This window comes from Gemmatimonas sp., from assembly GCF_036405635.1.
Classification (GTDB): Bacteria; Gemmatimonadota; Gemmatimonadetes; order Gemmatimonadales; family Gemmatimonadaceae; genus Gemmatimonas.
Genome location: NZ_DASWXE010000076.1, coordinates 54,422 through 67,607 on the forward strand (window position 1 = coordinate 54,422; position 13,186 = coordinate 67,607).

Genomic DNA, 13,186 nt, shown 5'->3' on the forward strand with positions numbered 1-13,186 from the left:
GGTCAAAAGAAGTACACCTTGGTTCCGGTGGTGAGGTTCTCGCGGATAGCTACCAGGTCAGCGGCAGAGACCCGTACTGCGCCCGGCATCACATAGCTGCTGTCGGCCAGTGGCCCCGTAGTGGGGGTCGAGTAGATGAGTACCCCACCGGTGGTGACAATGGCCTGCGCGCCCGTCCAGCCCGTGCCGGAGCGCACCGCTGGTACCGGCAGTCCACGGTCCAGCCAGAGCCAGGCCGGAAGCTCATAGCGATCGTCCTTGCCCAGCAGGCGCTCCACCACGCGCATTCCACGCGGCACCACGGCGTGCATGGTGTCAGGCGCAGTGCCCACGCGGCGTTCCGGTCCGATCGTGGCCGTCATGGTGCGCAGACGCGCCGTGCCACGATCCAGCGCCACAAAGGACGAGTCCACGTTGACCGCCAGGTGGAGTGCCTCATCGCCCTGCGCCTGTCGCCGCAGCAGCTCGATCATCAGCGTGGCCCGGTCGGCATCGGCCGCCACAATGGCGTCGGCCCGCTGCCGTTCCAGGTCCGTCATGCCGGTGCGCAGACGGGCCGTCTCCTCCCGATAGCGATCCCGTCTCAAGAGGAGGAAACCATCGAACGCCGCCAAGGCGCCTAATACGAGGGCCAACACCACGATCCGACGACGAACACGCATGGAGATCCGGGGTTCCTCTGAATGGTTGAGCCGCGTTGCAGTAGATTCCGCCCACGACGTTTCCCCAAGCTTACCCCGGAGAACGATGTCTGCACGAGCGACGCGAGCAGTGGCCCTGATCATCCTGGACGGATGGGGATACCGCGAAGCGTGTGAGGCGAACGCAATCTGTCTGGCCAATACCCCGATCTGGGACGGGGTTTGGTCACATGCGTCACGTACACTGCTCAGCGCATCCGGGCGGGCAGTCGGGCTGCCTGATGGGCAGATGGGCAACAGCGAAGTCGGGCACCTCAACCTGGGTGCTGGACGCGTGGTGATGCAGGACCTGGTGCGCATCGGCGCGTCCATCGAGGACGGCGACTTCTATCGCGACGCGGTGCTGCTATCGGCCTGCGCCACCGCAAAGCGCACTGGTGGCACCCTGCATCTGCTTGGCCTGTTGGGCAACGGCGGTGTGCATGCCCACGACGATCACATGTTGGCGATGGTGGAACTCGCGCATCGTGAAGGCGTGCCACGGGTGGCCATTCACACCATGCTCGACGGACGCGATACGCCGCCGTCGAGCGCGTATGGGTTCCTCTCTTCCCTGCTCGAACGCGTGGCCGGCCGCGCGATGCTCGCCTCGGTGAGTGGTCGCTACTACGGCATGGATCGCGACAATCGGTGGGAACGTACGGGTCTCTGGTATCGGGCCGCGGTGGAAGGAAATGCGCCGGTGGAGCACGACGCGCTGGCCGCACTGCAGCGTTCCTACGATGCCGATGTCACTGACGAGTTTGTGCTGCCGTGGGTGATGGCCGGTGCGGATGGCCAAGCCATCGCGCCCATGCGCGACGGCGATGTCCTCGTGTGCACCAATTTCCGCAGCGATCGCATGCGTCAGTCGTTGCGTGCGCTCTCACTGCCGGACTTTGTGGGTTTTGATGCGGGCATCCGTCCGGTGCTGCACATCACGACCATGACGCACTACGACGATGCGTTCAACTTTCCGGTGGCGTTTGCCCCGCAGTCGATGCAGAACCTTGTTGGTGAGGTGGTGTCGAATGCCGGCCTCACGCAGCTGCGTACTGCGGAGACGGAGAAGTACCCGCATGTGACGTTCTTCTTCAATGGTGGACGTGATGCACCGTTCCTTGGCGAAGACCGACACCTGGTGCCGAGCCCCAAGGTCGCGACCTACGACCTGCAGCCGGAGATGAGTGCGCCGGCAGTATGCGACATCCTGTGTGAAGCGCTCGCCAATCGCACGCATGATTTCATGCTGTGCAATTTCGCGAACACCGACATGGTCGGACACACCGGTTCCATTCCCGCCGCCATGAAGGCCGTGGAGACGGTGGATGCCTGCCTGGGGCGCATTCTCGAGGCCGCGCGGGTGGGCGGCGCCCGATTGATCATCACGGCCGATCATGGCAATGCGGACGTGATGGTGGATCCGATCACCGGTCAGCCGCACACCGCCCACACCACCAACCCGGTGCCCCTCGTCATCATCGACCCCGATGAGACGGCACCGCTGCGCGACGGCGGCGCGCTCTGCGACGTCGGTCCGACAGTGCTGACGCTGCTGGGCTTGCCGCTTCCCCCTGAAATCACCGGACGCGATCTTCGCGTTCGTCCAACTGCCCGAGTCATTTCGTGATGCGCGTGTCCTCCATTCGTTTTGCTGTCCTTGCCCGCGCGTCTGTGCTGGCGGCGCTCTCCGTCGCTGTGCCGGCCGTGGCATCCGCGCAGGTCGGTCATCAGCCGTCGGCGAGCCCGTACGAAGACTTCAAGATCGGCCAGACGCTGACCATCATGGCCGGCTGGCTGGCAATCAAGCGCGACCCGGCCGATGTGGCATCCAAGTCGTCAGCGATGGGTTCATTGCGCTACGATCTGGGGGTTGGTGGTCCGGTATCGCTGTATGCGCGCTACCTGCTCGCGCCATCGGAGCGAAAGGTGCTGGTGCCGAACAACCCGCGCGCCACGCGTGTGCTGCGCATGGAGTCGGCCAACACGCATGTGATGGACCTGGGCCTCGATATCTCGCTTACCGGCAAGAAGACGTGGCACAACCTGATGCCGTCGGTGAATTTCGGCGGTGGTATTGCCAGCAACTTTGCCGCCGTCGACACCGGTGCGTATCGCTTTGGCAGCAAGTTTGCGCTGACCTATGGTGCCAGCCTGCGCTACTTGCCGCGCAAGGGGCCACAGGTGCGCATCGACATTGGTCGTTACATGTGGAAGTACGAGTACCCCGACCGCTATTTCGTGAAAGCGTCGGACACCACGTCGGTGCTCACCGACACGCGCCAGCGTTCGGCGTGGCGCACCAACTGGGGCGTAAGCGCCGGCGTGTCGGTCCCGCTCTTCCGTTAAGGCACTCCGTTCGTTCACCGGCGCCACTCGCAGGAGTGGCGCCGTCGTCGTCTCCCCTCCCTGCGCGGCCCGATGCCCCGTACCTCGCTCACCCGTCGCGTCGTGTTTGCGGCCGCGCATCGCTATCGTCGTCCCGACTGGAGCGACCAGGAGAACGCCGACGTGTTCGGCGCCTGCGCCCATCCGCACTATCACGGCCACACCTATTTGTGTGATGTCACGGTAGCCGGTCCGGTAGACGAGGAGACTGGGTTCGTGGTGGATCTTGGATTTTTGGATCGCGTGCTGCAGCGCGAAGTCCGTGACCGGTTCGACCACCGCAACATCAATCTCGACGTACCGGAGTTCGCGGAAGGCAAGCTGATTCCGACGGGCGAGAACCTGGCGCGCTTCATTTGTGAGCGGGTACAGGCCGCACTGGCCCACACGACAGCACATGTGGTTCGGGTACACCTCGCCGAGGATACCACCTTGAGCAGCACGTACGAGGTGGACGCGTGAGCGTGGTCGATAGAAAGCGCTGGTCGTCCGTTGGCATCCTTGCGGCGAGTGTGGCGGCCGGCGTGATGGCCTGCGCTCGCCCATCGGTGCCGGCACCGGTTGGACCGCACCGCCCGGAGCCGGTGGCCCCGGAAATGATCCCGGTCATGTTGCCCATGGCAACGATTGCCATGCCCGGCACGCGGGATACGCTCCAGTACCTGGTGGACTCGGTGCTGGCCGCGCCCATGTGGCGCAACGCGCGCTGGGGCATTCTGCTGGTGGATGCAGAGCGCAACGACACGATCCTTTCGCACGACGCGGACCGATTGTTCATGCCGGCGTCCAACCAGAAACTGCTGACGGGAGCCATCGCCCTGCAGCGTCTGGGGCCCGACTTCCGCTGGCGCACCCCGGTGCTGCTGGACGGTGTACAGCGCGGCGCGGTCTTTCACGGCAACGTGCTCGTGCAGGGCAGCGGCGATCCGAGCATCAGCGATGCCCTGCGTGGTGGTCGAGCCGCCAGCGCCTTCGATGGTGTGCTCGATGCACTTCAGGCCCGCGGCATCAAGCGCATCACCGGACGCGTGTTGCCGTGGGGTGATGCACTTCCGGGCGCCACGACCGGTTTCGGCTGGGCGTGGGATGACTTCGACTTCGGTTATAGCGCAGCCATCGACGAACTCACCTACAACGAAGGTGAGTTGTACCTGCATGTGAAAGCTGGCGCGAAAGTCGGTCAGAAGGTGCAGGTCAAGCGCGCGCCGACGGAGCGCTATCCGGCGCTGCGCATCGACGCCGTGACACGCGACAGCATCGCGGGCGCGCCCATGCGGGCTCCGGAACCCCTGTCGGTGGCTTACGACAGTATTGGTCATCAGGTCGTCGTAAGTGGTACCATGCCACTCGGCGACAGCACACGCATCACGGTAGCCTACCGTCATCCGGGTGACGCGTTCATTGCCGCATTGGGCGACGCCCTGCACGGCAGAAAGATCGCTGTCCAGGGGACGGTGATCCGGCGCGACACGCGTCAGGGCTCACGACAGGTCGTCACGGCTCCCGATACCCTGTACGTGATCGAAAGCGTGCCGTTTGCGGACGTGCTGCGCCGTATGCAGAAGCCATCGCAGAACCAGATCGCCGAGCTGCTGTTCCGCACGTCGGGCTACGTGACGTCGGGCGACGGCTCAGCGGACAGCGCGCGTGCGGTGGGCATTCGCACATTGGCCGAGTGGGGCATCACCGGGCAGGACGTGGCGTACCGCGATGGCAGCGGCTTATCGCGTCACGACTACCTGACTCCGCGTGCGGTCGTGCGGGTACTGGATGCGATGCACCGCTCGCCATGGTACACGATGTTCCGTGATGCATTGCCCGTGGCCGGTGTCGATGGCACGATCGCCAACCGCATGAAGGACACGCCGGCCCAGGGCAACGTGCACGCCAAGACTGGCACCCTCGACAAGGCCCGTTCGCTCTCGGGGTACGTGACCAGCAGCGATGGTCGTCTGCTGTTCTTCTCGCTGCTGTGCAACAACTTCTCGGTGCCCACGCGTGAGGTGGAGCGCGTGCAGGACCTGCTGGTGCGCACGATGGCCGGTGGCCGCTTCCCTGCTCTGCCGCAATGAGCATCGGCCCTGAGAGCGTGCACCCGTGAGCAATGAACCGACGGTACGGCGCGGCCTGTCGTACGACGATGCACTGACCAGCATTCTGCGCGCGACGCAGGACCGTGCGACCGAGGTGGTGACGCTGCCGCTCACAGAAACGCTCGGACGCGCGCTTGCTGAGTCGATCACCAGCCGGGTGTCCTTGCCGCCGTGGGACAATGCAGGCATGGACGGATATGCGGTGCGGCGTGCCGATGTGGTCGGGGCATCGGCTCACGAGCCCCGTGCGCTGCCGGTCGTGGGAACGAGTGTCGCCGGGAGCGATCCGTCGGCACTGCCAGCCGTCACGCCACACACCGCCGTACGCATCATGACCGGCGCGCCCATGCCCCCCGGCGCCGATGCGGTGATCCGTATCGAAGACACCGACGACCAAGCCACGCGAAACGGCGATGGTGCGACCGTGCGCATCGTGAGCGATCGCGACACGCAGGGCCGCGGGAACGTGCGTCCTCGCGGTGAGGATGTCGCAGTCGGCGTCACACTGTTCACGCCCGGTACGTCCATCCGCGCGGCACACCTCGGGATGCTCGCGTCGGTGGGTCAGGCCGTGGTGCGGGTGCATCGCGCTCCCCGGGTGACCGTGCTCTCGAGCGGTGACGAACTCGTGCCGGTGGAAGCGTTCGACGAGGTGCTGTCTGGCCGGCGCATCGTATCGTCGAGCAGCTATGCGCTGCCGGCCCTGCTCCGCAGCGCTGGCGCACACGTGACGATGGCGCCGCTGGTTCCCGACACGCTGCAGGCGATGACCGACGCGATGGATGCGGCGCTCGGCGATGGCTGTGACTTGCTGATCACCACCGGTGGCGTGTCGGTGGGGGCACACGACTACACGCGTGATGCACTGATGGCGCTTGGCGGCACACAGCAATTCTGGCGTGCTCGTATTCGCCCGGGTGGTCCGATCGGCACGGGTATGGTGCGCGACGTGCCATGGATTGGACTGCCAGGTAACCCAGTGTCCACCTTGGTCACGGGCATGCTGTTCGCCTGGCCGTTGCTGCGCCAGCTAGGTGGCCACATCACCACGTGCCACGTGAAACTGCCGGTGCGCATGTGCGAACACATCGACACACCAGCAGCTCTCTCATACTTCTTGCGCGCTCGTCTGTCGGTTGCAATGGATGGCGTGCTCGAAGCCACGATTGCCGGCCCGCAGGGATCGAACCTGCAGCAAAGCATGGTGCACGCCGATGCGCTCGTGCTCGTGCCCGAGGAGGTCAGCCAGGTGCAACCCGGCATGATGCTCAGTGCCTTGCTGCTCCCCGATGCACCGTTCCTCACCGCTGCCTGACGTTTCCATGAGTGAACCCAAGTTCTCGGCGCTCGATCCAGCCGCGCAGGCGATGGCCTCGTTGCACGGCGAGACGCTCGACGCCGCATTGGCCCGACGCTTCACGCTGGTCGAGTCGCCCATCACGGTGGGCACAGGCTCCAATGCCCGTGAATTCCAGCTCATCAAGCCGTCCAACGCCGATCATCTGATCAGCGAAGCGGACTATGTGCATGACGAGCGCCTGCCCTACTGGGCCGATCTCTGGCCTTCGGCGCGCGTGCTGGCCGGTGCGTTGCTCGACGAAGCGGGACAGGGGCGCACGCTGCTCGAACTCGGATGTGGCCTCGGGCTCGATACGGTGGCGGCGCTGGCGGCCGGCTTTGACGTGACCAGCACCGACTACTACGAAGACGCGCTGCACATGGCCCGCAGCAATGCCCGCCGCAACCTGGGGGTGGAGCCGGCGGTGCGCATGGTGAATTGGCGACACTGGCCGGAGGACCTGGGCACGTTCGACGTGGTCATGGCAGCCGATGTGCTGTACGAGAAGGAGTACGCCACGCTGGTCGCCGAGTGCCTCGCACGCGCGCTGCGCGACGATGGTGTGGCCCTCGTGGCCGATCCCGGTCGGCTCGCCCTGCCGGCGTTCAAGGAGCACCTGCCCACGGTCGGCCTGCGCATCGTGTCCACCACCACGGTGCCCTTCGAGGAAGGCGCGGTGAAGCAGCAGGTGCAGATCATGCGACTCAGAAAGTCGTGATCTGATGCATGAGGGCTGCAGGCGACAGCGACTGTCGCACCTGCACCACAAAATATGGGCTCATACGACCATTTCTCCTGCTGATTCGCGTGGCATCATCCTTCCAGTAGAGATCGGCATGCCTTTCTCCCCCTCCTCCAAGGCACCGGTCTCCTACCTCCGGGCCCCCCTGATCGCTCTGGGCATCCTCGCCCTCGGCGCGATTGCCCTCGCTCCGCTGGCCGCCCTGCGCGCGCAGTCGGTGACCAATGGTCCGACGCACACGACGGTGACGGACACGCTTCCGGCTCCTGTCGTGGATGGCGAGGTGAGCGACCTGCTCCTCAAGGGCAAGCAGCTCGAAGTGCGCTACCGCAACACGGGGTCCGTGGCCACGACCATCGTGGGCGAATTGCAGGTGCGCGACGAGTTCGACGAGATCGTGCTGGCGGTACCCTTCGCCGATGCGCGCCGAGTGGACGCGGGCCGCGCCGAGAAGTTCCGGTTGGCCATGCCGCAGCTCGCACCCGGGCACTACACGTTGTATGCCGTGGTGGACTTCGGTGGCGAGCAGTTGACGGCAGCGCAGGCCGCGCTGGAGATCAAGCCCTAACTGACGATGCGGTTGAGGCGAACAAAGAGGCCGCGCTCCGAAATGGAGCGCGGCCTCTTTGTTCGTCGAGCGTAGAAGATCAGTTCGAGCTGGCCGATACCGCCAACTTGGACGCCACGATCTCCGAGATGTCGAACACCGGCACTTCCTTGCCCGTGCTGGCGACACCGTCGTTGATCATCGTCATGCAGAACGGACAGGCCACGGCGATCTGATCGGCGCCCGTCGCGAGCAGCTCTTCACTGCGCTCGACGTTGACGCGCTTGCCGTCGTTCTCTTCCATCCACATGCGACCACCGCCGGCACCGCAGCACATGCCACGGCTCTTCGTGCGTGCGGGTTCCACCAATTCCATGATGGGCAGCGCCTTCTTGAGCGTGTTGCGCGGCGCGTCGTAGATCTCGTTGTAGCGACCGAGGTAGCACGAATCGTGGTAGGCGACCTTGAGGCGCTGGCCATGCTCGGTGTCGAGCGGCACACGGCCTTCACCCAGCAGGCGCTCGATGTACTCGGTGTGGTGAATGACTTCGTAGTGCCCGCCCAGATCCGGGAACTCCTTGCCCATCTGGTGGAAGCAGTGCGGGCAGAAAGTCACGACGGTCTTGATCTCGTAGCCGTTCAGCGTCTCGATCACGCCCTTGGCGAGCATCTGGTAGAGATACTCGTTGCCCATGCGGCGGGCCGGATCGCCGTGGCAGGTCTCTTCCTGACCCAGAATGGCGAACTTCACATTGGCCGCCTGCAGGATGCGCGCGAACGCCACGGTGATCTTCTTGGCACGATCATCGAACGAACCGGCACAGCCGACCCAGAACAGGATGTCCGGCTTCTCGCCCGACGAAGCCATTTCGGCCATGGTCGGGATGTTCATGCCTTCCGCCCACTTCTCACGATCGGACGAGCTGAACGCCCACGGGCTGCCGTTGCGCTCGAGGCTCGTGAGCGCCGGCTGCAACTCTTCCGGGAAGCGCGACTCCATGAGCATCAGGTCGCGGCGCAGCTCGTTGATGATCTCGAGCTGATCGATGCTCACCGGGCACTCCTGCACGCAGGCGCGGCAGCTGGTGCACGCCCACAGCTCTTCTTCGGTGATCCAGTCGTCGAGCAGGTTCTTGTCGAGCACCGCCTGCTGTTCTTCGGTGGCGGTGCCCCCGCCTGCCGCGACCAGATCGAGCATGCTCGCCTTTTCCGTCAGGCGGGCGCGCGTCTTCACCACGATCATGCGTGGCGAGAGCAGCTTGCCGGTGGTGTTGGCCGGGCATGCCGCAGTGCAGCGACCACACTCGGTGCAGGAGTAGCCGTCCAGCAGGTTCTTCCACGACAGGTGCTCGATGTCGGCGGCACCAAACTGCTCGGCGTCTTCCGCCTCGAGATCCATCGGCTTCATCGCACCAATGCGGCCCGGGCCGCTGGTGTTGGAAAGCCAGACGTTGATCAGCGACGACAGCACGTGCAGGTGCTTGGACTTCGGCAGGTGGTTCAGGAACCACAGGATCAGCACCGCATGGATCCACCACGACACGCGCGCCATGATGTGCGCCGTTTCGGCCGACATGCCGCCAAAGATCGGCAGCAACATGGCGGTGATGGGGCGGCCCACCAGATCGGCACCAGGCTGCTTGGCATCACCCACGAACACCAGCAGCAGCGTGAGCATCAGCGTGGCGATCACGCACAGAATCAGCACCGCTTCGCCACTGTGCACCGTGTCCACCGTGAACCGGCGCGGCTTGAGCACCAGGCGGCGATACAGCAGGTAACCGACGGGCATCAGCACGAAGACCGCGAAGATCTCCTGCGAGAAAACGTACGGCACGTACAGCATGCGCGGCAGGATCACGCCCCAGTTGAACGGCGTGTAGAGCCCCTGGATCCAGATCTCGACGGTGCCAAGACCGAGGACGCAGAAACCCCAGAACACCAGGGCGTGCATGAGGCCACCGAACGGGTCGCGCAGAATTTTCGTCTGGGCGAGACCGATCAGCAGAAAGTTCTTTGTACGGATGTCGGGGTGATCGGTGCGGTCTTCCGGCTTGGCCAGCTTGAGCCAGCGGACGAGCCGCTGCGCCTGCTGGGCAAACATCCAGAAGCCGCCGGTGAGGATCACCGCGAATACGAGGTTGGACAGGGTCATGGCGCGAAGCTAGACCGGGAGAGGAGTCGCGACAAGCGCAGGCGACAAGCGCATGGCGGCCGGGGCCGTACATGGCATTCGCGGCGGGGGGCAAAACAGAGCCCCACCGCCTCGCGGCGATGGGGCCTGGGTACAGCGGAAAATCAGCCCTGCGCCTTGGCGGCCTTCACCGCAGCCGTGAGCGCTGGCATCACTTCGAACACGTCACCCACGATGCCGTAGTCGGCAATCTTGAAGATCGGTGCGTCCTTGTCCTTGTTGATCGCGACGATGGTCTTGGACGAGCGCATGCCAGCGAGGTGCTGGATGGCGCCCGAGATACCGACGGCGATGTACAGGTTGGGGCTCACGTTGCGACCCGTCTGACCGATCTGGTCCGAGTGCGGACGCCAGCCTTCATCGGTCACCGCACGCGTCGCACCGACCGCCGCGTTGCCGAAAGCATCGGCGAGATCTTCGCACAGCTTGAAGTTCTCAGCCGCCTTGAGGCCACGCCCACCGGCCACGATCACCGGCGCATCGTTGAGATCGATCTTGCCGGTGTTGCCCTGCTTGAGCTCCACCACCTTCACGCGGGAGGCCGACGGATCGGCAGCCGACGTGATGGCTTCCGTGGCGAGCGGCTTGGCGTTGGCCATCGGCTGCAAAGCGGCCGGACGCAGCGACAGGATGGCCGGCGAACCGGTCAGCGCCAGCGTGGCAATCGTCTTGCCGTTCATGTTGAAGTGCTGGCCCACCACCTGCCCTCCCTCGACCGCAAAGCCGGTGAGGTCGGGCGCGAGGCCAGCGCCCAGCTTGGCCGCCACACGGGGCGACAGATCGCGGCCCTGCGCCGTGGCGCTGAACACCGCGAAGCCATAGCTGCCCGTGCCGAGGCGCTGGGCCAGCGTCGCGGCCAGTGCTTCCGGGTTGTACTGTGCGAAGCCGGCATGCTCGAGCACGAGCACGTTGTCAGCGCCGTACTGCGCGAGGGCCTCGGCCTTGGCGCCGATACCGGCCGCGCCGGCCAGCACCGCGTGCACGTTGCCACCGCCCGAGAGGTCGGCAATCTGGCGGGCGGCCGTCACCGCTTCGTAGGCGACCTTACGCAGCTCACCGCTGCGGACTTCTGCAAAAACGAGAACGTTGGCCATGGTCAGAGCACCTTCGCTTCGGTCTGAAGGAGATTCACCAGCTCCGGCACCGCGGCCGCGCTGTCACCCAGGACGCGGCCAGCGGCACGCTCGGGCGGGAGCACCATCTTCTGCACAGTCACGCGGGCTTCGCCCAGCTGCGCCGGCTTCACATCGAGCGTCTTCTTCTTGGCCGCCATGATGCCCTTGAGCGACGGCAGGCGTTCCTTGTTCAGGCCGTCGTCGATCGTGAGCAGGGCGGGCAACGGGAACTCCACCACCTCGCTGGCGCCTTCGAGTGCGCGTTCAGCGCGACCCGTCTTGCCGCTGATCTCCAGGCGGAAGACGTTCGTGACGCACGGCAGATCGAGCAGTTCGGCGACCATCGGGCCCGTCATCTGGTTCATGGAGTCGACCGCGATGCGGCCGAACAGCACCAGATCGTAGCCGCCGTCCTTGAGCTCAGCGGCAAGGGCACGGGCGACGGCGAGACCGTCGGCCGGCGTGGAGGCTGCCTGCAGCAGGATGCCGCGATCGGCACCCATCGCGAGCGCCTTGCGGATCTGTTCCTGCGCCGCATCAGGACCGAGCGAGATCGCGACGACCTCACCCGCGTTGCCGTTCTTTTCCTTGAGCTGCAGGCCGGCTTCGATCGCCCACAGATCGAAGTCGTTGACGTCGTATTTGAGTCCAGCGTCGTCCACCCGGGTCCCGTCCGCCGCAATGGCGAACTTGGTTTCCATCACGGGCACGCGCTTGATGCACACGGCGATCTTCACCGCGGTCGCTCCGTTCGAGAGTCAGGGAAGAAACAAAGAGGCACAGGGGAAGCTAGAGAGCGTCCACCCGTCGGGCAATGCGACGGTATCGTCACATTTATGCTGCTTTACCCGAGGGAATACGACCCAAAGGCATGGGACGTTCGATTGAATTCAATGGTCGAGGTCGTTTAGATTTCCAAATACGTCGGTAGCGTCGCATTCTTGACCTCCCTGAGGGGTCAATCGTCGACATCGAGAGACGTGTTGTTTTCCAAAGGGTGGCCCTCTGGCAGGCCCGACCAGCCCCAATGATCATGCTGCGCTCATTCCGCACCACTGCACTGTCCAGCCCCGCGATGTCGCGGGCGGTCCCGGCGAGCGATCGCCGTCGCACCGCACTGCTGATCGCCGGGTTTGCTGTTTTTGCCCTCGCACTGCTGGCCGCGCCGCTGTCGCAGGCCAACGCTCAGGGGCTCACCAACTACAACGTCTTCACGTTCGGCAGCTTCTCACAGCAGAACACCGAAGTGAATGGCACCCTCGCGGTGGGCGGCGCGCTCAGCATGACGGGCGCGGCGGTCGGTGCGAAGCTGCCCGGCCCTGTAGCCAACGGCGCCCTCGTGGTGGCCGGCGCGGCCCAGATCACCAATGGTCAGGTCTACAACGGGAAGAGCTACTTCGCGGCTGATCCGGCGCTGACCAGCGCGACGGTTGCCGGCAAGACGGTGGGTGCCCCTCTGCCCGTGGACTTTGTGGCCGAGTACACCCGACTGACGGGCCTGTCCACGCAGATTGCCGCACTCACGCCCACCACGACCGCCACCTCGCAGTGGTCGCAATTGTGGTTCTATGGCACGGGCGACGTGAACGTGTTCGAGATCTCGGCAGCCTCGCTGGCTGCCGCGACCGGTGGCTATCACTTCTATGCGCCGCCGGGTGCCACGATCATCGTCAACGTCACCGGTTTCGACGGCAAGACGCTGTTCGCCAACACCGGCTTCAACTTCTGCACCACCGCTACCAACAGCACGCAGTTCGGCGGATGCGGCCAGGTGAACTCCGACAATCCCGGTGGCCTCGCGTCGCGACTGCTGTGGAATCTCAACAGCTCGACGAACGCGACGGTGAATTTCAACGGCAGCATGCGCGGTTCGGTGCTCGCACCGAACGTGGCACTGGCCGCCGGCTACGGCTCGTGCAACGGCGACTTCGTGTTGCGCAGCGCGACCAGCAACTGTGAGTTCTATCGCAACAGCTACGCAGGGTACCTGCCCACCACCCAGATCCCCGAGCCGTCGACATTGGCGCTGGTGGGTGCTGGCGTGGCAGCCTTGTTCTTTGCGCGGCGGCGGCGCTCGCGCTGATCGCG

Annotated in this window: 12 protein-coding genes; 8 read left to right on the forward strand and 4 right to left on the reverse strand. The window is 65.0% G+C overall.

The genetic code is table 11. From position 1 onward, the window contains the following. Positions 1-2: 2 nt before the first annotated feature. Positions 3-662, reverse strand: a complete 660-nt coding sequence (locus tag VGE27_RS05590; RefSeq protein WP_331048651.1) for a hypothetical protein — start codon at positions 660-662, stop codon at positions 3-5. An 85-nt stretch (positions 663-747) separates the two neighbouring features. Between VGE27_RS05590 and gpmI the strand changes: the two genes are divergently transcribed. The 7 genes from gpmI (at position 748) to VGE27_RS05625 (ending at position 7,810) form a co-directional block, all read left to right on the forward strand. Continuing rightward, complete coding sequence (gene gpmI / locus VGE27_RS05595) at positions 748-2,310, forward strand: 2,3-bisphosphoglycerate-independent phosphoglycerate mutase (protein WP_331048652.1); 1,563 nt, start codon at positions 748-750, stop codon at positions 2,308-2,310. A 5-nt stretch (positions 2,311-2,315) separates the two neighbouring features. Continuing rightward, positions 2,316-3,029 (forward strand): hypothetical protein, encoded by a 714-nt coding sequence (locus VGE27_RS05600; protein WP_331048653.1) that lies wholly within the window; start codon positions 2,316-2,318, stop codon positions 3,027-3,029. A gap of 72 nt (positions 3,030-3,101) precedes the next feature. Then, positions 3,102-3,530: a 6-pyruvoyl trahydropterin synthase family protein gene (locus tag VGE27_RS05605; RefSeq protein WP_331048654.1), complete on the forward strand. Its 429-nt coding sequence runs from the start codon at positions 3,102-3,104 to the stop codon at positions 3,528-3,530. Then, complete coding sequence (gene dacB / locus VGE27_RS05610; protein ID WP_331048655.1) at positions 3,527-5,140, forward strand: D-alanyl-D-alanine carboxypeptidase/D-alanyl-D-alanine endopeptidase; 1,614 nt, start codon at positions 3,527-3,529, stop codon at positions 5,138-5,140. The genes VGE27_RS05605 and dacB overlap by 4 nt, the downstream gene beginning before the upstream one ends. Positions 5,141-5,165: 25 nt before the next feature. Continuing rightward, positions 5,166-6,476 (forward strand): gephyrin-like molybdotransferase Glp, encoded by a 1,311-nt coding sequence (gene glp, locus VGE27_RS05615; protein WP_331048656.1) that lies wholly within the window; start codon positions 5,166-5,168, stop codon positions 6,474-6,476. Positions 6,477-6,483: 7 nt separating this feature from the next. Continuing rightward, positions 6,484-7,218, forward strand: coding sequence for a class I SAM-dependent methyltransferase (locus VGE27_RS05620; protein WP_331048657.1), 735 nt, complete (start codon positions 6,484-6,486; stop codon positions 7,216-7,218). Positions 7,219-7,336: 118 nt separating this feature from the next. Further along, entirely contained in the window at positions 7,337-7,810 is a 474-nt protein-coding gene (locus VGE27_RS05625; RefSeq protein ID WP_331048658.1) for a hypothetical protein, read from the forward strand. A gap of 79 nt (positions 7,811-7,889) precedes the next feature. On the opposite strand, the gene VGE27_RS05630 is transcribed toward VGE27_RS05625, so the two are convergent. From VGE27_RS05630 to VGE27_RS05640, 3 genes are all read right to left on the reverse strand, one after another. Then, positions 7,890-9,944, reverse strand: coding sequence for a (Fe-S)-binding protein (locus VGE27_RS05630; RefSeq protein WP_331048659.1), 2,055 nt, complete (start codon positions 9,942-9,944; stop codon positions 7,890-7,892). Positions 9,945-10,087: 143 nt separating this feature from the next. Further along, entirely contained in the window at positions 10,088-11,077 is a 990-nt protein-coding gene (locus tag VGE27_RS05635; protein ID WP_331048660.1) for an electron transfer flavoprotein subunit alpha/FixB family protein, read from the reverse strand. A gap of 2 nt (positions 11,078-11,079) precedes the next feature. Beyond that, a complete protein-coding gene (locus VGE27_RS05640) occupies positions 11,080-11,835 on the reverse strand; it encodes an electron transfer flavoprotein subunit beta/FixA family protein (protein ID WP_331048661.1) in 756 nt (251 codons plus the stop codon). A 296-nt stretch (positions 11,836-12,131) separates the two neighbouring features. On the opposite strand from VGE27_RS05640, the gene VGE27_RS05645 reads away from it, so the two are divergent. Beyond that, complete coding sequence (locus VGE27_RS05645) at positions 12,132-13,181, forward strand: choice-of-anchor A family protein (RefSeq protein ID WP_331048662.1); 1,050 nt, start codon at positions 12,132-12,134, stop codon at positions 13,179-13,181. Positions 13,182-13,186 lie beyond the last annotated feature (5 nt).